Here is a 19310-nt window from a genome sequence, read left to right on the forward strand (position 1 = left end):
AACAGGTCACGATCATCATGTACACACATCTGCTCATCGCCACCGACGGATCGGAACTGGCCGGAAAGGGCGTTGCCCAGGGCATCGCACTGGCCGCCCGCCTCGGCGCCGCCATCACCTTCGTCAACGTCACCGAGCCCTTCCCGCTGTTTGCCTGGGGCGGCGCCATGGCCGGCTATGCCGCCGGCGACGAACTGGCGATCTACAAGGAAGAGGCGGGCCGGTTTGCCAAGCAAGTGCTCGACACATGCAAGGCCTCGGCGGACGCGGCCGGCGTCACCGCCAAGACTTTGCATATCGAGGACCGCAAGCCCGCCGAGGCGATCCTGGACCTGTCGCGGTCGCTGGCCTGCGACCTCATCGTGATGGCCTCGCACGGGCGGCGGGGCCTGGGACGGCTGCTGCTGGGAAGCCAGACCGCCGAAGTGCTGTCCTTCACCGAAATCGCGGTTCTGGTCGTTCGGTAGAACCGCCGCGCCCCAAAGCATGGCCGCTCTTGCCGGACAGACCGCCGACGCGTTTCTCAGGGGGCCTTGGCCACGACACGCAGGGCGATGGTCGCAGCGGTGTATTCGATGAAATCCCTGGGGCAATCGTGCAGCGCGAGCCGGTAGAGGCGCAGCGCCTCCTCGTCGCGGTGCTGCAGCCGCTGGAACTCCGCAGTGTAGAAATCGGCCTCGCAGACTTGGTCGCTTTTCTTCGTCGCGTCGGGATCGTCGGCCGCGGCGGCAGCCGCCTCCGGTGTCGCCTCGCCCAGCAGCATCCGGACCAGTGGCGCCGGCCATGTCGTCATGTCGAGCCTGGCCTCGCGCAGGATGCTCGGCTGCCCGTTGTGGCGGCGCGCGATGTCGAGCCACATCGCATAATAGGCGCTCCGGGCCTTCAGCGCCGCCGCCTGTTCGAAGTCCGCCTGGGCTTGCGCGGCGGAGCCGGAATAGAAGCCGACGATGCCTCGCCCATGATAGGCCTCCGCATAGGTCGGATTGAGACGGATCGCTTCTCCATAGTCGGCGATCGCCGCGGCATAGCCTGCCTTGTACGCCCGGGCCAGGCCGCGCGTGTCGTAGGCAAAGTAATTGTTGGGATCGAGGCTGATCGCCCGATTGGCATCCGCGATGGCCGCGGCGTAGTCCGCCTTGTACAGCCAAGCGCGGGACCGGCCCACGAAAGCGCCGGAATCCTGCGGATCGAGGCTGATCGAATTTCCGTAGTCGGCGATTGCGTAGTCTAACTCGCCCTTGCGGACCCAGACCCAGGCGCGGTCCTTGTAAGACCTGGCGAAGCGGGCGTCGATGAGGGTTGCCAGGTTGAAGTCGGCCATGGCGCGGACGTAGTCACCCTTCGCGCCCAGCGCCTCGCCGCGATTGGCATAAGCCTGCTTGAACTGGGGAGCGGCCGCGATCGCCCTGTCATAGTCCGATATCGCCCGGTCGAGGTCCTTCTTGCGCGACCACGCCCGGCCTCGATCATTATAGGCCACCCCATCGTCGGGATCGACAGCGATGGCCTGCCCATAATCCGCGATGGCACGATCATAGTCCTCCTTGCCGAACCAGACGTCGCCGCGGTTGCGGTAGGTCTCGGCGTTCCCGGGGTCGATGCTGATCGCCTGGTCGTAGTCGGCGATGGCGCGGTCAATGTCGCCTCTCTTGGCCCAGGCATCGGCACGCTGCCGATAGGCGTCGACATGCCTCGGATCGAGGCTGATCGCCTGGCCGAAATCGGCAATGGCGCGCTCCTGATTGCCTTTGAACGACCAGGCCAGCCCGAGGTTGAAATATTGGTCCGGATCCTCCGGATCGAGGAAGATCGCCTGGCTGTAGCTGGTGATGGCGCTGTCATAGTCGCCCTTGCGCAGATATGCATTGCCGCGAAGGTTATAGAACACGTTGTTGGACGCATCGAGACTGATCGCCTTGTCGAAATCGACGATGGCGCGGTCTTCATCGTGCTTGTGGTTGTTCCAGATCAGGCCTCGGTTGGCATAGCTCAGGGCAAGCTGTGGATTGAGTTCGATCGCCCGGTTGAAGTCGGCCAGGGCGCGGTCATAGTCCTTCAAGTGGATTTCGGTCAGCCCCCTGTTGTGAAAGGCGTTTGCGTCCTTCGGATCGAGTTCGATCGCTTTGCCGTAGTCCGACACGGCGCGGTCATATTCGCCGGTTCCGTCCAGCGCGTTGCCGCGGTTGAAATAGGCGACCGCCCGGTCGCCCGCCGACAGCGTCACGTCCTCGATGGCGCTGGTGCACGCCGCAATGCGTTTGGGCGGGCTAAGATCCTCATTGCCACAGTCGTCCAGCAGCGTCTGCGCCGCCATCGCCGGCGCGCCCAGCGCAAGCAGGACCGTCAGCCCGGCGACGGCGTGGCGGGCCTTTGCAGTCAAAGTCTGAACCCCGGGGAGCATCATGGCGGCGCAATGGGAACGCAATTGTGGGTTGTCGGCGGTGCACCCGATTTGATCAGCAAAACCGCCGCCGCCGCAAGCCACCGCAACCAAAAATTCCGCTCCGAACCGCCGCCTGCGCCGCGACCGCCGGGCCGTTACGCCTTCGCGGGAAGCGCTGTCGGGGACGGGACAAGCCGAAATCGCTTCTTGCATCTCACACGTTCGTGACGTAGCGTATTTACACATAGGCAAAAAACCTTTGTCTATTTTTTCTCTTTGTGAAAGACGAAGCGCTTGCGGGAACATCTCGATCTGACCGATCGGCGGCTGGTGAAACTCCTGTCGCAGGATGCGCAGCCGGGCATCAACCGCCTTGCCGAGACGCTGGCGATTTCGGTGCCGACGGTGCGCGGCCGGCTGCGCAATCTGATCGACCGCAACCTGCTCAAGATCGTCGGCCTGCTGAACCTGACCGAGCGCCCCGAACTGATCTCGGCCATTGTCGGCATCAATGCCCAGGGGCGCGGCCGGGCCCGGGAACTGGCGCGGCGCATTTCCGAACTGCCTTTCGTCAACTCGGCCTCGGTGGTCACCGGGCGCTTCGACATCATCGTCGACGTGACGGTGGCCGGCGACGTCGCCGACCTCTACCGCGTCACCAGCGAGCTGATCCCGGGCGCCGGCGAGCCGGGCGAGGTCGTGCGCAGCGAGACCTTCGTCGTCATGGCGTCCTGCAACAAATGGGTCAGCCTTCCCGAAGGCTGCTGGTCGGACGATAGCGTCCGCAAGGAGACGGCATGAAGATCGCGGTTCTCGGTGGCCTCGGCCTGCAAGGCCGGGCGGCAATCGCCGATCTCGTCGCCAGCGGTGTCGATGAAGTGGTCTGTGTCGACACGGCGCCCGATGGCGCGGCCCGGCTCGGCGGCCTGACCGATCTTGCCCGCGTCCGCTTCGTCGTTCCCGAGGGCGCGATCGGCCCGGCGCTGGCCGGCGTGCTGGCCGATGTCGACGCCGTCATCGACCTCTTGCCGCAGCCGCTGATGCGCCAGGCGGTCGAGGCCGCGATCGCGACGCGCACGCCGCTGGTCACCACCAATTACGGCAAGGCCATAGCCGATCTTGCGCCGGCCGCCGAACAGGCAGGCGTTTCGATCATGCCCGAATGCGGGCTCGATCCCGGCATCGACCTGGTGCTCTACGCGCGCGCCGCCAGGCAGTTCGACACCATCACCGCAATCGATTCCTATTGCGGCGGCATCCCCGAGCCGAAGGCGGCGGCCAGCCCGCTCCGCTACAAGGTGAGCTGGAACTTCGACATGGTCCTGGTCAGCCAGAACCGCGACAGCGTCATGATCGAGGACGGCGAACGCGTCGCCGTCCCGGCCGCCACCCAGCACGACAATCATTTCATCCACGAAATCGAGGTCGCCGGTCTCGGCCGGCTCGAGGCCTTCCCCAATGGCGATGCGCTGCACTATGTCGAGATGCTGCCGGCCGCGCGCGGGCTGCGCCGCTCCGGTCGCTACACGCTGCGCTGGCCCGGATGGTCGGCGTTCTGGGCGCCGCTCAAGCAGCTCGGCTTCCTCTCCGGCGACACGCTCCCCGGCACCGGCGTCAGCCCGCGTGAATTCCTCGGGCGGCTGCTCGGGCCGCAACTGCAATATGGCGCCGACGAGAAGGACCTGTGCGTGATGCGCAATGTCTTTTCCGGGCTCGAGGGCGGCCGCGCCAAGACGGTGACGTCGGACCTGATCATCGAGCGCGACCTCTCATCGGGCCTGTTCGGCATGAGCCTGGGCGTCGGCTATCCCGCCAGCATTGTGGCACAAATGCTGGCGCGGCGCGAAATCACCGCGCCGGGTCTGTTGAACCCGCTGACACATGTGCCCGAGGCCCCGTTCTTCGACGCGCTGGCCGCGCGCGGCATCAAGGTCGCCGAGACGGTGGCCTGGGACTGAGCATTTTCGAACGGTGGCGTCGCCGGCAAACGGCGCTGCCGCTCAAAAAGGAGCCCAAGGGGAACCCGCGGGCAAACATCAACGACAACTGGGAGGAATACCACATGAAGATTGCCAGACTTTTCATCGCCGGACTTGCGCTCGCGGGCTTGACCGCGGCCGCCAACGCCGGAGCGCTCGACGACATCACCAAGCGCGGCGAACTGCGCGTCGCCGTGCAGACGCAGGGCCCTCCCTTCTCGCTGGTCGGCGCCAATGGCGAACGCACCGGCAGTTCGGTCGAACTGGCCGAACTGATGGCCAAGGAAATGGGCGTCAAGATCAAGTTCCTCGACTTCGACTGGGACGGCCTGATCCCGGCGCTGCTGTCGGGCAAGGCCGACCTGCTGGTCGCCGACATGACGCCGACGCTGGCGCGCGGCATGAAGGTCGCCTTCACCATGCCCTACATGTATACGGGCAGCACCGTCTTCACCAAGGCCGACAGCAAGTTCAAGACGACCGAGGACTGCAAGGCCAAGGGCACCAAGATCGCCGTCCTGCTCGGCGCCACCGGCGAGAAGGAAGCCAAGAACGCCTTCCCGGACGCCGACATCAAGAGCTACAAGGGCGGCGGTCCGCTGCTGCTCGACGCGGTCAACAACGGCCAGGCCGATTGCGGCGTCAACGACGTCTCCGCGGTCAAGGGCCAGTCGACGGCCTACCCGGCCGGCACCTTCACCATCATGCCGGAACTTCTATCCAAGGAGCCGCTCGCCTTCGCCACGCGCTATGACGAGCCCGACCTGCTGATCTGGATGAACCTGTTCCTCAACCAGGTCACCATAGACGGCCGCCTGCAGAAGAACCTCGACTACTGGGTGAATTCCGACGCCTGGAAGAAGGATCACTGAGGAATTGGTGAATAGGAATTAGGGAGTAAGGAGTAGGGAATAGAGGGCAATGAGCGGCCGTTCCGGCCGGCTTCAGCTGCTCCTACTTCCCTACTCACTACCCACTGCCTAGGCCCCCCATGCTCGAGAACTTCAGCTTCCGCACCATCGTCGAATATCTGCCGCTGTTCGGACAGGGCCTGGTCACGACCGTGTGGCTGTCGGCGCTGTCCTTTCTCGGCGCGCTTGCGGTGGGCATCGTGCTGTGCGCCATGAACCTGCAGCGCGGCTGGTTGTTTCGCGCCCCGGCCAAGGCCTATATCGACGCCGTGCGCGCCACGCCGCTTTTGGCGCAGCTCTATTTCCTCTATTTCGGCCTGCCGCGGCTCGGCCTTGTTCTGCCCGAACTGGTCGTCGGCATCCTCGCGCTGTCGCTGAACAGTGGCGCCTATGTCGCTGAGATCATTCGCGCCGGCATCCTGTCGATCCCGCGCGGCCAGGTCGAGGCGAGCGTCGCCTCCGGCATGACCTATGTCCAGCGCATGCGCCTCGTCATCCTGCCGCAGGCCTTCAAGGTGACCATCCCGCCGCTGCTCGGCCAGGCGATCGTGCTGGTCAAGGATTCGGCGCTGCTGTCGCTGATCTCCGTCGCCGAGCTGACGCGAGCCGGCCAGCTTCTCGCCTCCGACCGCTTCATGCCGGCGGAAGGCTTCCTCACCATCGCCGCCTTCTACCTGCTGCTCTATTACTGCCTCAAGGGACTGGCCGCACTGTCCAGCCGCTGGCTCGGCACGGCGGGGGCGCGGAAATGATCTGGCAGCAGTTCATCAGCCTCGCCGGCTCCTATCCCCTCGCCCTGCGCGGGCTGGGCATGACGGTGGTGCTGTCGCTGATCAGCCTGGTGCTCGGCACCCTGCTCGGCTTCGGCCTCGGCATCCTGCGCACCGGCGGCAACCGGCTTATCGCCGCGGTGATCGGCGCCTGGGTCGACCTGATCCGTGGCACGCCGTTCCTGGTGCAGATCTTCCTGATCTTCTTCATCCTGCCGGAATTCGGCATCGAGCTCGACGCCTTCACCGCCGGCATCATCGCGCTGACCAATCTCGCCGCCTGCTTCATCTGCGAGATCGTCGCCGCCGGCATCCGCTCCGTGCCCACCGGTCAGGTCGAGGCGGCACTTGCCTCCGGCCTGTCGCGCTGGCAGCGCATGCGCCAGGTTGTGCTGCCGCAGGCGATGCGCATCGTGCTGCCGCCGCTGGTCGGACAATATGTGCTGCTGATCAAGGATTCCTCGGTCGTCTCGGCGATCGGGCTGACCGACCTCACCCGCGTCGGCTGGCTGGTGGTGCAGCGCGTGCCCAACGGCCTGCTGGTGTTCTTCCTCGTCGGCGTCGGCTATTTCATCGTCTGCTATCCGCTGATCCTGCTCGCCCGCCGGCTCGAACGGCGTATGGGCGCGGCCCATGGCGAGGTGCAGCTGTGACATCGAACCCCAAAGGTCCGGCACCCATGACCACATCTGGCATGATCGACTTTCGCGGCGTCAACAAATGGTTCGGCGCGCTCAACGTGCTCAAGGACATCACGCTCAGCGTGCAGCCGCGCGAAGTGGTCGTCGTCTGCGGTCCGAGCGGCTCCGGCAAGAGCACGCTGATCCGCTGCATCAACGGGCTGGAGACGATCAAGGACGGCGATCTGATCGTCGATGGCCAGCGCCTCGGCGACCCCGCCACCAACATGACCCGGCTGCGCACCGAGATCGGCTTCGTCTTCCAGTCGTTCAACCTCTATCCGCACAAGACGGCGCTCGAGAACGTCACCCTGGCGCCCATCCATGTCCGCAAGATCCCGCGCGCCGAGGCCGAGCAGGCCGGGCGCGAGCTGCTGGCCAAGGTTGGCCTCGCCGACAAGGTCGACGCCTACCCGGCGCAGCTCTCCGGCGGCCAGCAGCAGCGCGTAGCGATCGCGCGCTGCCTCGGCATGCGGCCCAAGATCATGCTGTTCGATGAGCCGACCTCGGCGCTCGACCCCGAGATGATCTCCGAAGTGCTCGACGTGATGGTGGCGGTCGCCGAGGAAGGCATGACGATGATGGTCGTGACGCATGAGATGGGCTTTGCCCGCAAGGTCGCCCAGCGCGTCGTCTTCATGGACGCCGGCGCCATCGTCGAAAGCGGCACCCCCGACGAGTTCTTCTCGCACCCCAAGACCGACCGCAGCCGGGCTTTCCTCAGCAAGATTTTGAGGCATTGAAAGCAGTGACGGGAAGCGCCTGTCAGCGCTTCCCGTCACTGTGACTTGCGGTACGGCTGTAGCACGGCTGCAGCAACAGAGCCTGCCGTCCGGTTGTTCCCGCTCAGGCCGCCGTCGGATAGTCCGTGTAGCCCTTGGCGCCGCCGCCATAGAACGTCGCCTTGTCGGGCGTGTTGAGGTCGGCGTCGCGCTTCAGCCGGCTGACGAGGTCGGGATTGGCGATGAACAGCTTGCCGAACGCGACAAGGTCGGCCCTGCCCTCGGCAACCGCCTTTTCGGCCAGCTCCTTGTCGTAGCCATTGTTCACCAGCCAGGCGCCGGTGCCGCCGGCATTGCGGTAGGCAGCCTTGAGTTGCGCATAGTCGAAAGGCTTGTCGCCCTGGCTGAAGTCGCGCGCCCCGCCGGTCGCGCCTTCGACGATATGGATATAGGCAAGGCCGCGACGGCCGAGACCCTCCACCACATGGTTGAACAGCGGCTGCGGGTCGGCATCCGAAGCGTCGTTGGCAGGCGTCACCGGCGACAGCCTGATCCCGGTCCTGCCGGCGCCGGCCGCACCCGCGACCGCGTCGACCACCTCGAACAGGAAGCGCGCGCGGTTCTCGATCGAGCCGCCATAGTCATCGGTGCGGTGGTTGGTGCCCGAGCGCAGGAACTGGTCGACGAGATAGCCATTGGCGCCGTGGATCTCGACGCCATCGAACCCCGCCACCTCGATCGCCGCCTTGGCGGCGCGGCGGAAATCATCGACGATGCCGGGGATCTCGGCTGCGTCCAGCGCGCGCGGCTCGGAGGTCTCGGCGAATTCGCCGCTGCCATCCGGCTTGACCAGGAACGTCTTGGACTTTGCCGTGATCGCCGACGGCGCCACCGGCTTGCCGCCGCCGGGCTGCAACGACGTGTGGGAGATGCGTCCGACATGCCAGAGCTGCACGACGATTTTGCCGCCGGCCTTGTGAACGGCGTCCGTGACGCGCTTCCAGCCGGCAAGCTGGTCCGCGCCGTAAAGGCCCGGCACGTCGGCATAGCCCTGGCCCTGGTGGCTGATGGCGGTAGCCTCGGTCACGATAAGGCCGGCCGTGGCGCGCTGGCCATAATAGGTGACGGAGAGATCGCCGGGGATCGCATTGGGCGAACGATTGCGCGTCAGCGGCGCCATGACGATGCGGTTCGCAAGCGCGAGATCACCGGCCTGCAGCGGATCAAAGAGTGTGGTCATTGGAAAAGCCTTTCACGGGGGGAAATGGGGAGGATCGTCAGAGATCGGACAGGGCGGCCTGGAAGGCCGCGATGGTTTCTTCGTTGCGCTTGTAGAACACCCATTGGCCAACCCGCCGCGTGGTGATGAGGTTGGCCGACGCCAGCGTCGCCAGATGCGCCGAGACGCTGGATTGCGCCAGGCCGCGATTGTCGAACTGGCTGGCGCAGACGCCCATCTCCAGCGGATGCGCCTGCGCGGTGAAGTGCCGTTCGGGCTCCTTCAGCCATGCCAGCACCTCACGCCGAAACGGATGCGCCAGCGCCTTCAATATGGTGTCCCGGTCCATCTTCACCTGCATCGATCTCACCCGATATATAGATCGTGTTCAGGCGATATCCAGGAACGCCGTGCTATTCTGCGGGGCTGTTGGAGAAAATCGCTTTGATTGCGCCGCTGCGGAGCGCTCGTCTTTGGCAATGGTCGGCCTCAAGATGCTTGCTATCTTGTACGTAAATGCGTACAAGATAGCGCATGAGAACCACATCCTACAGCGACCTGCGGCGCAATCTTGCCGCTATGATAGACAGCGTGAACGCTGATCATGAGCCCGTCATCATCACGCGTGACCGCGGCAAGCCGGCGGCAGTGCTGATGTCGGTGGAAGATTTCGCCTCTTATGAGGAGACCCGCCATCTCCTGCGCAGCCCGCGAAACGCCGAGCGCTTGCTTGAGGCGACGCAAGGACTGGATCAAGGCGAAGGGACAGAGCGCGAGCTTGCGGAGTGAGGCTGATCTTCCATGAGCGCGCATGGGAAGATTATCTGCACTGGCAGGCAACCGATACCAAACTGCTTGCACGCATAAATGCGCTCATCAAGGAATGCACCCGCACGCCGTTCACCGGGACGGGCAAACCGGAACCGCTGCGCGGACCGCTTTCGGGATGGTGGTCGCGACGCATTACGCAGGAGCATCGTCTGGTCTACCGTGCGGGCGAAGACAGCCTTTTCATCGCGCAATGTCGCTATCACTACTGAGAGTTACCGACTCTCCTGTCCCTGGGGGCTGGTCCCCCAGTTCGCCAGAGTGGTTGCTGTCGTATCTATCCCCGGCCGACAACCAGCTTCAGCGAGCCGTCGAATTCCGGCTGCGTGCGCAGATGGCCGTGGCGGCGGTCCCATTCGCCGCTGTCGAGATCGCGGGTGAGATCGGCGACGAAGCGCTCGCCGACGGACGCGTCGACAAAGCTCCAGGCGGAATTGGCCAGCCGCGCGCCGGGATCGAGCAGCCGCTCCGGGCGGCCGTAATAGGCCTCGCCGAAACCGTCCGTGCAGTCCAGCGGGATCGGCACCGACAGCACCTGCGCCTCGCCGCCCAGCGCCTCCACGATGGCATCGATGCGCGGATAGCGCGACGCCTCGACCGCGATGATCTCGGGCGCATAGTCGTCGAGCCAGAACCGGTTGAGTTGATCCGGATCGCAGCTCAGCACGATCACCGGCCCGCGCGTCACCCGCCGCATCTCGGCCAGCCCCTGCCCGAGATCGGGCCATTGATGCACGGTGAATGTCGCCATGGCGGCGTCGAAGCTCTTGTCGCCGAAGGGCAGCGCGCCGGCCACCGCGTCGATGGCGCGCGACAAATGCTCCGGCCGCTGCGCCCGCATCGAGGCCGACGGCTCGACCGCAGTCACCATCCGGCCGATGGGTTCATAGGAACCGGCGCCGGCGCCGACATTCAGCACCGTCCTGGCATCGCCGAGCGCGCGCACGATCAGCGCCGCGATGCGCGGCTCCGGCTGGCGGTAATTGGTGTAATTGGTGCCGATGGCGCCGTAATTGGCATCACCCGCGCTGCCGTCTCTGTGTCTCGAAGCCAAGGAGCATCCCCCAAAAGAGCGGCGCGTAGCAGTGTTTCATGACCGGCGTTTGACTGTGCCCGTGCAGAGGCACGGGCTCGCCGTCACGTGACCGCCAGCACCTTGCCGGTATCGTGCTGGCGCACGAAATCCACGCGCCTGCCGTCCCAGTGGTAGCTGTAGTGCCGGCCCTGCACGGGGATGGGGATGACATCGGGCCAGAAGATGCCGATGCATTGCCCGCCGGGCATCCGCACGCTGTTCCACACCAGCCCGTCGCTGCCTTGCGCCCGCAGCGCCCGCCCCTCCGCCTGCGAGGCGGCGTAGTCGTCCGGGTCGAGCACGCCGGGCACCGCGTTGACGTCGTCGAGGTCGCGGTCGACGCTGCCGATCAGCACGCGGAAATCCGCCGTCCAGCCCGGATCCTCGTCGGTGGCGCGCATGAAATTCTGGTGGTGGTGGATGGTCTCGGCCAGCGCCACGTCCTCGCTGTCGCCGGCATAATAGAGGCCGTAGCTGCCATCCGAGAAGCGGCCGGGCCGCAAGATCGAACAATGCACGAAGGGCGCCATGACGAAGCTGGCGCCCGGGCCGGAAACCCGCCTCGCCGCCGCCACCTTGCCGAGGTCGCCGATCTCGAGCCGGATGCGCGGATTGGTCTTCGCCTCGACCGAGGCCAGCGCCTCCCAGTCGCGCGGATCGGCGATGTCCTCGAACAGGTCGATGGGCGGATGGATGGAGCGGATGATGCGGAAAGTCTGGTGCCAGTGGACGCGGCGCCGGAGCGCGAACCCACTCACCATGCGCCACGCTCCGCATCGAGCCATTCGCGCATCGCCGCAAGGTCGGAGATTTCGCCGCGCAGCATCAGGTCGAGCGCCGACTGGCCGCCGAAGGTCGCATTGGGCTTGCGGATCCAGGCATAGCCGCGCGCCGGCTCGGTGAAGAGATAGCGCAGGCCTTTGTGGATGCCCATCAGATGCGCCATGCGCGTGCGCAGGTCGCGGTCGATCCGCCCGATGCCGCCTTCCTTCCCGCGTGTCCCTGTCTTCCAACGGGCCCAAGTGCGGGGCGACATGCCGCCAAGCAGGATGCAGGCCTCGCTGTCGGTCAGGTTCCAGGCCTTGAACAAATTGACCGTGGTGCGCGCCAGCGCGCCCGCCTCTTCATCCGATATGGCCGGGCCGACCGTGGCCGGTGTGGTGACGATGGACTGGAGCTGCATGGATCACCTCTGCTATTGGCAGAGATATAGCATGTGTTTGCCAATTGGCAAGAGGCGGTCGCAGCAAACCTGGGTTTCCTCGCCCCCACGGAGTGGGGGAGAGGTGGCTCGGCGAAGCCGAGACGGAGCGGGGGATTGGCGCGGTTTTTAAATGATTAGAGTGACTTACCAGCGCCGCGACCCCCTGTCCGACCGCTTCGCGGCCACCTCTCCCCCGCTTTGCGGGGGCGAGGAACCCACGTCTTGTAAAGTCCGCGCCAGTGCCCAGCCTACTCCGCCGCCTCGTACCCGGCGATGCCCTTGATCTCCAGGAAATCCTCCAGGCCATATTCGGCGTATTCGCGGCCGTTGCCCGACTGCTTGTAGCCGCCGAAGGGCAGGCCGGCGTCCCATTGGGGATAGTTGATGTAGACATTGCCGGAGCGCAGGCGTGCCGCCACGTCGCGGGCCTTCTGCAGGTCCTTGGCCTGGATGTAGGAGGCAAGGCCGAAGACGGTGTCGTTGGCCTGCTCGACCGCCTGCTCGACCGTGTCATAGGGCAGGATCGCCAGCACCGGCCCGAAGATTTCCTCGCGCGCGATGCGCATGTCGGGGGTGACGTCGGCGAACACGGTCGGCCTGACATAGTAGCCGCGGTTGAGCTCGGCCGGCCGGCCGGGGCCGCCCGTCACCAGGGTCGCGCCTTCCTCGATGCCGCTCTGGATCAGGTCCTGGATCTTGTCGAACTGGAGCTGGCTGACGACCGGGCCGAGCTTGGTGCCGGCAGCGTCGGCGGGGCCGACGGTGAACTTCTCCGCCGCCGCCTTGGCATAGCCCGCCGCCTCGTCGTGACGGTCGCGCGGCACGAACATGCGCGTCGGCGCGTTGCAGGACTGGCCTGAGTTGCCGAAGCAGCCGGCGACGCCTTTTGAGACCGCTGTGGCGAGATCGACATCCGGGAACAGGATGTTGGCAGACTTGCCGCCAAGCTCCTGGTGCACGCGCTTGACCGTGTCGGCGGCGGCCTTGGCCACCAGGATGCCGGCCCGCGTCGAGCCGGTGAACGACATCATGTCGATGTCGGGGTGGGAGGACAGCGCCTGGCCGACGCCCGGACCGTCGCCGTTGACGAGGTTGAACACGCCCTTCGGCACGCCGGCCTCGTCGATGATCTCGGCGAAGATGATGGCATCGAGCGGCGCGATTTCGGACGGCTTCAGCACCATGGTGCAGCCGGCGGCAAGGGCCGGACCCACCTTGCAGGTGATCTGGTTCAGCGGCCAGTTCCACGGCGTGATCAGGCCGACGACGCCGATCGGCTCCTTGACGATCAGCGACGAACCCTTGACGTGGCGAAACTCGAACGATTTCAGAACTTGCGCCATCTTCTGCAGGTGCGCGAGGCCAACGCCGACCTGGCTGTCGAGCGCCATCTGGCGCGGCGCGCCCATCTCGCGCGATACCGCCAGCGCCAGGTCCGCGCTGCGCTTCTTGTAGACCTCGATGACGCGGTTGAGGATATCGAGCCGCTCCTCGACCGAGGTAAAGCCGAACGTGTTGAAGGCGCGCCTGGCCGCGGCCACCGCCTTGTCGACATCGGCCTTGGAGCCGATCGAGATCTGCGCGAAGGCATCCTCGTTCGACGGGTCGATGACATCCAGCGTGTTGGGCACGACAGGATCGACCCACGCGCCGTCGATATAGAACTGCAGATTGTGTGACATGGTTTTCTCCTTGGGGTGCGCCGCGTGGCGGTGCCAACCGTCATATCTGGCTAGAAATAACGATGCACAAGCGGGGCTGTCAAACGCAACCCCCGAAATGCTTGAGCCAGCGCGCCAGTCGTTGAGCCAGCGGCTACCCTGGCTGTCGTCCGGGCAATCAAGAGCGCTGGCCGCGCTCTATGGCGCCCCCCTCTGTCCTGCCGGACATCTCCCACACGGGTGGGGAGATTGGCAGCTTCGGCGCCGGCTCTCGTCCTGCAACGTTGGATGTTGGCGAAAACCGTGATGACAGCTGATCTCCCCACCCGTGGGGGAGATGTCCGGCAGGACAGAGGGGGCGCCGTAAAGCGCTACCTTGGAGCGGCAACCTTCGCCCCCCGTCACCCCACCAGCTTCTTGCTCATATAAACGGTCATCCCGCCCATGAACGGCTCCTCCCGATCGATCCTGTAACCGCACCTTCTGTACAGCGACACATTGGCTTCGAAGGCGCCATTGGTCAGCAGGCGCAGCTCGGATCGCCCAGCTTCGAGCGCCGTATGCTCGGCCCTCTCCAGCAGCAGCCGGCCGATCCCCCTGCCCTGCGCTAGCGGCAAAACGCAGACATTCTCGATCCAGAGATGGTCGTCGGCGAGCATGGTTTCGATCAGCCCCACAATGCCGCCCTCCTCGACGGCGAGATCGAACGGATGCTCGGCAACGGCCTTGTCGTAGTCGGCGCGCATCGGCAGCGGCTCGCGGCCGATCAGCGGCACCCATTTGGCATAGGCGGCGCGCACGATATCGCGGATCGCGGCGGCATCCGCCGCCTCGGCCGGCCGAAACCGGATGGAAGAATTTTTGATCATGACAAGGCTCCAGGCATGGAAAACCCCGCCGGCTGTTGTCGCGGGCGGGGCTGGAAACGAACGAACCGGATCTATCCTGCCGGTCTTCGTCGTCGCGCAATCAGCTTGCCGCTCCGCACTGTGCGGAGGCGGCGTCGGTCGATGCTGGCGGGCACGAGGGCGAACATGGCTCCAGGCTGGCGCAGGACGTGCTGGGCTGTCAAGGCTTGAGGCGACACGGGGCACGCCTTGAGCCTTGTTGGGCAACCACGGCTCGATCGCCCGCCACTCATATTTCAATCAGATGCGCGACCCTCGAACCAGGCACCGTAGGGATCGAGGCAGGGAGGCTGGTCGAATATTTCCATTATTTGGTGCTCCATTTCGTTGGCGCACCAAGTCTCTAGCCACAGCTTCAAAAAGTAAGCAGCTCTCTGCATTTCTCGGTTAGTTGGCAGCACCAGCGACCCTACCCTTCACCCATTGACCGCACCTCACATGCGATATATGAGTGAGACAGGTCTGTATCATATAGGATCTGTCATGCCGCTGCGCCCCGACGCTGCTGAGAAGCGCAAACATATCGTGAGAACCGCCTATCGCCTTTTCAAGCGCGACGGCTTTCACGCCACCGGTATCGATAAGATCATCACCGAGGCCGAAGTCGCCAAGATGACGATGTATCGGCACTTCCCGAGCAAGGACGGGTTGATTGTCGAAGTTCTGGATTGGCGGGCGCAACGCTTCAAGCGACAGCTAAACCGACTCGCTGGCGACGCCATGACGCCAAGTGAGAAGATCGCCGCGATTTTCGACTGGCACGAACGCTGGTTCGATAGCCCGGATTTTCACGGCTGTCTGTTCCAGCACGCCCTTGCCGAGTTCGGGGAGCCGGCCCATTCCGTGTTCGAGGCGGCCACACGGCAAAAGCGCGATCTTCAACAGCGGCTCCAAGACATTCTGGCGCAATCCCTGCCGGATGATCACGCCGAGCACGTCGCAGTAGCGCTGTTCATGCTGATTGAGGGTGCAACGGTGCTTGCCCATATGGGGCACGGCAAGGCGGCGATCGTCAGCGCCCGAAGCGCGGCGACCAAACTTCTGGGATCGGCGGGAGCGCTGCATTGAGCGCCGTCGTCATTGGCCTTGCGCTGTTCGCAGCGATCCTTCACGCGACATGGAATGCCTTTCTGCGCAGCGGCGGCGATCGACTTTGGACCGTGACGGTGATGAGCTTAGCCAGCACCGTTGTCGCACTGCCGTTTGTGTTCATCTATCCCCTGCCGGCGTCGGGAGCCTGGCTCTATATCGTTCTCTCGGCCATCCTTCAGGTCGGATACAGCGTTTTTCTCGTGTCAGCCTATCGTTACGGGGAATTGGGGCAGGTCTATCCGATCGTGCGAGGAACCGTGCCGCTACTGGTGACGCTCGGCGGCTCCATCACCACCAGCAACATGCTCAATCCCTACCAGATTGCCGGCATCATCCTTGTTGCCGGGGGAATCATGAGCTTGGCGCTCGGAAAGGGGCGAGCCTCTGCCTCATCCATCCTGTTCGCGTTGGCAACGGGCGCAATCATCGCCGCCTATGCGACCGTCGATTCCATCGGAGTGCGTCAAACAGGGCAAAGCGGAGCTTATACCGCTTGGGTGCTTGTCCTTTACGGGACATTTCTGCCGGCCGCGTTCCTCGCACTGCGTCGGCGGCTCGTAGTCGATTTTCGCGCACCCGACACATGGAAGGCGCTCGCCGGGGGACTGGTCGCAATGATCGCCTATGGCGTCGTGGTTGCGGCCTTCGCTCTTGGGCCGGCCGGCCCAATCACGGCGCTCCGGGAGACAAGTGTTGTGTTCGCTGTTCTGATCGGTTGGCTGCTACTTGGCGAAACCTTGACCGCCCGGCGCATTCTCGCCTGTCTCATCGTTGCAGCCGGTGCGATCTTACTTGGGTTTTGAAGCAGGTGAGTGGCAATCCGACTCGTGCTTTGGGGAAGTTAAACGAAAGCGTTGTGGTCGCGGAGGTACGCGGCAATACCATCGATCATGCCGAATGCAGCGTGGCCGAAAGGAGGCACAACAGCCGCCAACCTCGGTCATGCGGCATAATCCGGCTTACGGCATAATGCCCTATGCCGATATCGGCATGAAACGCAGACCACCGCCCATCCTGGTTATGTCCCGATGACCGCACCGACGAAAGACAGTTTGTTTTATCGCGGCAATGGCTCGATGCAACTGCACATCTGCCATGCGCGCCAGATAATTGACGTTCTGCTCTTCCTGCCCGGCTGCGGCAGCCGATACGTTGAAGCACATTGCTGCGATGACCATTACCAAAATGCGGCTCAACGTTTTGCCCCCTCTTCCCCAGTCAACCGTATAGCAGCTTGGCTTGAGATCGCCTGACCCTCAAACTGCCTCAGTCAGACACCGCATGTTCCACGAGCCTCATGATCCCCAGCGCGGTTGTCGGGCATCAGCCCTGGTACTGCGCGTCGCTGACATGCTCCATCCAGTCGACGGCCTTGCCGTCGAGCGCTTCCTGGATGGCGATATGGGTCATGGCGGCGGTGGGGGCCGCGCCGTGCCAGTGCTTCTCGCCAGGCTCGAAGCGCACCACGTCGCCGGGCCGGATGTCTTCCACCGGCCCGCCCTCGCGCTGCACGCGTCCGAAGCCGGCGGTGACGATCAGCACCTGCCCGAGCGGATGGGTGTGCCAGGCCGTACGCGCGCCGGGCTCGAAGGTGACGGCATTGCCGGCAGCTCGGGCCGGCGCGATGGCCGCAAACAGCGGATCGATGCGCACCGTGCCGGAGAACCAGTCCGCCGGCCCCTTGCCGGAAGCCTGGGAACCGCTTCGCTTGATATCCATGATCTCTCCTTCTCGAGGGGCCGCGCCGGACCTGGCCGGTCTCAGCGGCCGGGCCGCCGATTGTGCTCATTCACGGCCTGTGGTTGTCGGTGATGGATGCTACATCCGGCACGTGTCAATGAGAACTCACTCCTGCGCGAGACAATTCGCACGGCCCAGCCCCCAGCCGACATCCGCTTTTCGCGGCTAGCCGAGGCGCTGCGCTGTCGAGGTTGCAAAGTCTGGACTGTCTCCGCGATCGTTCTATCTTGGCCGTCGAGCGTCCCGACAACCGCACCGGAGCCATCGCCGTGACCCAGACCGACCTCTATCGAGGCTATATCGACTGCCTCAACAATCAGGATTGGGCGCGGCTGCATCGCTTCGTCCATGACGAGGTGCATTATAATGGCGACCGGGTCGGGCTGTCAGGCTACCAGAAAATGCTGGAACGCGATTTCCGCGAAATCCCCGACCTCTATTTCGACGTACAGATCCTGATCTCCGACCCGCCCTTCATCGCCAGCCGCCTGCAGTTCAACTGCACGCCGAAGGGGACTTTCTTCGACCTGCCCATCAACGGCCGGAAGGTCACCTTCAGCGAGAATGTCTTCTATGAATATCTCGACGACAGGATCAGGCACGTCTGGTCGGTGATCGACAAGGCAGCCGTCGAAGCCCAGCTCGTTTAACACGACGACACTGCTTTCACTCAGGCGCCTTCGCCCGACGACCCGCCGGGGCTTTCTTCTTCCTGGCCTGGTTGTGGGCGATGGCGGCAAGCACGAGGCCCATCAGCGCGCGCTCATCGACCGTATCGCCCTCGAACAGATCGATCGCCCGCCACACCTTGCCGCCGAAGCCGTTGTTGAACAGCCCGTCGGGGTCAGGCAGGCTGGCGCCATGGGAAAAGGTGAGCTTCACCTTGTCCTTGTGGGCGTTGCCGACGGCGATGATGCCGCCCAGCGACCACACCGGGCTTCCCATCCATTTCCATTCCTCGACGATCCCGTCATCGGCCGCCAGGATGGCCCGCCGGACGCTGGCCAGCGTCGCGCCGCGCCAATCCGTCAGCCCGGCGATCAGCGCATCGATCTGCTGCGATGCGGTCATCGGATCCATGTCTCACCAGCGCGCCAGCTGGGTGATCTGCACCAGATTGCCGCAGGTGTCGTTCAGCTGGGCGATGGTCGAACCGGTCGCCTCGGTCGGCGGCATGGTGAAACTGGCACCCTTCGCGCTGATGCGCTCATGCTCGCCCCTGACGTCGTCGGTGAAGAACATGATAGCGGGCTGGCCCTGGGTGAACATGGCTTCCTGATAGGCCCTGGCCGCCGGGTTGTCGTTGAGCGCCAGTTGCAGCTCGGTCCCGTCGGGCTCGTCGGCCGAGGCCACGGTCAGCCAGCGATAGGACCCGTTGCTGAAATCGGCCTTTTTGGCCAGGCCCAGCACATCGGTGTAGAAGCGCAGCGCCTTTTCCTGGTCGTCCACATACACTTTGGTCAACTTGATCTTCATCGCGATTCCTCCTCCATCTCAATCGGTGCGCTCCAGCACCTGCTCCAGGTGCGTGACGAACCGCCGCCAGCCGCTGGTGGCGCCCCTGTAGGCCTGCTCCTGGTCCGGCCGGAAGCCCCGCTGCTCCATGCGCAGGCGCGTCCCGGTGCCGGTCGGCGTGAGCGTCCAGGTGACGACGCTTTCGAGGCCAAGGGCGTCCCATGTGTAGGACAGCGTCCTGTTCGGCTCGATGGCGGTGACCCGGCAGTCGATGACGATGCTGACATCGGGCCGCGGCGTGTTGCGCAGGGTAAAACGATGACCCGCAACCGGCCTGAAATCGGTCTTCATCAGCCATTCCTCGATCAGATGCGGCTGGGTCAGCGCCCGCCAGATCTTCTCCGGCGGAAAAGGCATGTCGCGCTCGACGATGACGGAGCGCGTTCCGGTCGCGGTCATTGGTCCATTCTCCGGAGCAGATCCTCGAGATCGTCGAACCGTGCCTCCCAGAACGCCTTCATCTGCATAGTCCAGTCGGACAGCGGCGCCAGCGCGTCGAGCTGGGCGCTGTAATGCGTCTGCCGCCCCGCATGGCGGTCGCGCACCAGTCCGGCCAGCCTCAGGACTCCGAGATGTTTCGACACCGCCGGCTGCGACACCCCGGACTGCGCCGTCAGCGCACC

At 64.6% G+C, this 19310-nt stretch carries 26 protein-coding genes; 13 read left to right on the top strand and 13 right to left on the bottom strand.

Annotated features, from left to right (window positions below):
• Positions 1–17 precede the first annotated feature (17 nt).
• The gene (locus tag WC739_RS08495) at positions 18–467 is read left to right on the top strand and encodes a universal stress protein (RefSeq protein ID WP_372952581.1); all 450 of its coding nucleotides are present in this window, start codon (positions 18–20) and stop codon (positions 465–467) included.
• Positions 468–523: 56 nt separating this feature from the next.
• Here WC739_RS08495 and WC739_RS08500 read toward each other — a convergent pair whose 3' ends face one another.
• Positions 524–2380 (bottom strand): tetratricopeptide repeat protein, encoded by a 1857-nt coding sequence (locus WC739_RS08500; RefSeq protein ID WP_372952582.1) that lies wholly within the window; start codon positions 2378–2380, stop codon positions 524–526.
• Positions 2381–2677: 297 nt separating this feature from the next.
• Between WC739_RS08500 and WC739_RS08505 the strand changes: the two genes are divergently transcribed.
• The 6 genes from WC739_RS08505 (at position 2678) to WC739_RS08530 (ending at position 7466) form a co-directional block, all read left to right on the top strand.
• Positions 2678–3184, top strand: coding sequence for an Lrp/AsnC family transcriptional regulator (locus WC739_RS08505; RefSeq protein WP_372952583.1), 507 nt, complete (start codon positions 2678–2680; stop codon positions 3182–3184).
• A complete protein-coding gene (locus WC739_RS08510; RefSeq protein ID WP_372952584.1) occupies positions 3181–4341 on the top strand; it encodes a saccharopine dehydrogenase family protein in 1161 nt (386 codons plus the stop codon). Before WC739_RS08505 ends, WC739_RS08510 begins: the two co-directional genes overlap by 4 nt.
• A 104-nt stretch (positions 4342–4445) precedes the next feature.
• Entirely contained in the window at positions 4446–5234 is a 789-nt protein-coding gene (locus tag WC739_RS08515) for an ABC transporter substrate-binding protein (RefSeq protein WP_372952585.1), read from the top strand.
• A gap of 119 nt (positions 5235–5353) precedes the next feature.
• Positions 5354–6025 (top strand): amino acid ABC transporter permease, encoded by a 672-nt coding sequence (locus tag WC739_RS08520; RefSeq protein WP_372952586.1) that lies wholly within the window; start codon positions 5354–5356, stop codon positions 6023–6025.
• The gene (locus WC739_RS08525; protein ID WP_372952587.1) at positions 6022–6696 is read left to right on the top strand and encodes an amino acid ABC transporter permease; all 675 of its coding nucleotides are present in this window, start codon (positions 6022–6024) and stop codon (positions 6694–6696) included. The genes WC739_RS08520 and WC739_RS08525 overlap by 4 nt, the downstream gene beginning before the upstream one ends.
• Positions 6697–6722: 26 nt before the next feature.
• A complete protein-coding gene (locus WC739_RS08530) occupies positions 6723–7466 on the top strand; it encodes an amino acid ABC transporter ATP-binding protein (protein WP_372952588.1) in 744 nt (247 codons plus the stop codon).
• 103 nt (positions 7467–7569) lie between these two features.
• Here the strand turns inward: WC739_RS08530 and WC739_RS08535 are convergent, their stop codons facing one another.
• Together WC739_RS08535 and WC739_RS08540 are read right to left on the bottom strand one after the other, a co-directional pair.
• Positions 7570–8685 carry an alkene reductase gene (locus WC739_RS08535; protein ID WP_372952589.1) on the bottom strand — a complete coding sequence of 372 codons (1116 nt, stop codon included), beginning with the start codon at positions 8683–8685 and terminating at the stop codon, positions 7570–7572.
• Positions 8686–8722: 37 nt separating this feature from the next.
• Positions 8723–9013, bottom strand: coding sequence for an ArsR/SmtB family transcription factor (locus WC739_RS08540; RefSeq protein ID WP_372952607.1), 291 nt, complete (start codon positions 9011–9013; stop codon positions 8723–8725).
• A gap of 185 nt (positions 9014–9198) precedes the next feature.
• On the opposite strand from WC739_RS08540, the gene WC739_RS08545 reads away from it, so the two are divergent.
• The gene (locus WC739_RS08545; protein WP_372952590.1) at positions 9199–9453 is read left to right on the top strand and encodes a type II toxin-antitoxin system Phd/YefM family antitoxin; all 255 of its coding nucleotides are present in this window, start codon (positions 9199–9201) and stop codon (positions 9451–9453) included.
• Positions 9450–9704, top strand: coding sequence for a Txe/YoeB family addiction module toxin (locus WC739_RS08550; RefSeq protein WP_372952591.1), 255 nt, complete (start codon positions 9450–9452; stop codon positions 9702–9704). Before WC739_RS08545 ends, WC739_RS08550 begins: the two co-directional genes overlap by 4 nt.
• Before the next feature lie 65 nt (positions 9705–9769).
• Here the strand turns inward: WC739_RS08550 and WC739_RS08555 are convergent, their stop codons facing one another.
• The 5 genes from WC739_RS08555 to WC739_RS08575 form a co-directional block, all read right to left on the bottom strand.
• A complete protein-coding gene (locus tag WC739_RS08555) occupies positions 9770–10546 on the bottom strand; it encodes a class I SAM-dependent methyltransferase (protein ID WP_372952592.1) in 777 nt (258 codons plus the stop codon).
• 83 nt (positions 10547–10629) lie between these two features.
• On the bottom strand, positions 10630–11328 hold the full coding sequence (locus tag WC739_RS08560; protein WP_372952593.1) for an RES family NAD+ phosphorylase: 699 nt from the start codon (positions 11326–11328) through the stop codon (positions 10630–10632).
• On the bottom strand, positions 11322–11750 hold the full coding sequence (locus WC739_RS08565; protein ID WP_372952594.1) for an antitoxin Xre/MbcA/ParS toxin-binding domain-containing protein: 429 nt from the start codon (positions 11748–11750) through the stop codon (positions 11322–11324). The genes WC739_RS08560 and WC739_RS08565 overlap by 7 nt, the downstream gene beginning before the upstream one ends.
• Before the next feature lie 269 nt (positions 11751–12019).
• Positions 12020–13453 carry an aldehyde dehydrogenase family protein gene (locus WC739_RS08570; RefSeq protein ID WP_372952595.1) on the bottom strand — a complete coding sequence of 478 codons (1434 nt, stop codon included), beginning with the start codon at positions 13451–13453 and terminating at the stop codon, positions 12020–12022.
• A 380-nt stretch (positions 13454–13833) separates the two neighbouring features.
• Positions 13834–14301 (bottom strand): GNAT family N-acetyltransferase, encoded by a 468-nt coding sequence (locus WC739_RS08575; protein WP_372952596.1) that lies wholly within the window; start codon positions 14299–14301, stop codon positions 13834–13836.
• A gap of 522 nt (positions 14302–14823) precedes the next feature.
• Here WC739_RS08575 and WC739_RS08580 point away from each other — a divergent pair.
• From WC739_RS08580 to WC739_RS08590, 3 genes are all read left to right on the top strand, one after another.
• A complete protein-coding gene (locus WC739_RS08580; protein ID WP_372952597.1) occupies positions 14824–15408 on the top strand; it encodes a TetR/AcrR family transcriptional regulator in 585 nt (194 codons plus the stop codon).
• On the top strand, positions 15405–16235 hold the full coding sequence (locus WC739_RS08585; RefSeq protein WP_372952598.1) for an EamA family transporter: 831 nt from the start codon (positions 15405–15407) through the stop codon (positions 16233–16235). Before WC739_RS08580 ends, WC739_RS08585 begins: the two co-directional genes overlap by 4 nt.
• 225 nt (positions 16236–16460) lie before the next feature.
• Entirely contained in the window at positions 16461–16685 is a 225-nt protein-coding gene (locus WC739_RS08590) for a hypothetical protein (protein ID WP_372952599.1), read from the top strand.
• 70 nt (positions 16686–16755) lie between these two features.
• On the opposite strand, the gene WC739_RS08595 is transcribed toward WC739_RS08590, so the two are convergent.
• Positions 16756–17151 (bottom strand): cupin domain-containing protein, encoded by a 396-nt coding sequence (locus tag WC739_RS08595; protein WP_372952600.1) that lies wholly within the window; start codon positions 17149–17151, stop codon positions 16756–16758.
• A gap of 290 nt (positions 17152–17441) precedes the next feature.
• On the opposite strand from WC739_RS08595, the gene WC739_RS08600 reads away from it, so the two are divergent.
• Entirely contained in the window at positions 17442–17822 is a 381-nt protein-coding gene (locus WC739_RS08600) for an ester cyclase (protein WP_372952601.1), read from the top strand.
• A gap of 16 nt (positions 17823–17838) precedes the next feature.
• On the opposite strand, the gene WC739_RS08605 is transcribed toward WC739_RS08600, so the two are convergent.
• From WC739_RS08605 to WC739_RS08620, 4 genes are all read right to left on the bottom strand, one after another.
• Positions 17839–18243, bottom strand: a complete 405-nt coding sequence (locus WC739_RS08605; protein ID WP_372952602.1) for a DUF1801 domain-containing protein — start codon at positions 18241–18243, stop codon at positions 17839–17841.
• Between the two features lie 12 nt (positions 18244–18255).
• A complete protein-coding gene (locus WC739_RS08610) occupies positions 18256–18648 on the bottom strand; it encodes a VOC family protein (protein WP_372952603.1) in 393 nt (130 codons plus the stop codon).
• Positions 18649–18666: 18 nt separating this feature from the next.
• Positions 18667–19086: an SRPBCC domain-containing protein gene (locus WC739_RS08615; RefSeq protein WP_372952604.1), complete on the bottom strand. Its 420-nt coding sequence runs from the start codon at positions 19084–19086 to the stop codon at positions 18667–18669.
• Positions 19083–19310, bottom strand: a 228-nt coding sequence (locus WC739_RS08620) for an ArsR/SmtB family transcription factor (protein ID WP_372952605.1), incomplete at its 5' end; no start/stop codon positions are given. The genes WC739_RS08620 and WC739_RS08615, both read right to left, overlap by 4 nt.

Origin of the sequence: Mesorhizobium sp. (assembly GCF_041661565.1) — a bacterium.
Lineage (GTDB): Bacteria > Pseudomonadota > Alphaproteobacteria > Rhizobiales > Rhizobiaceae > Mesorhizobium.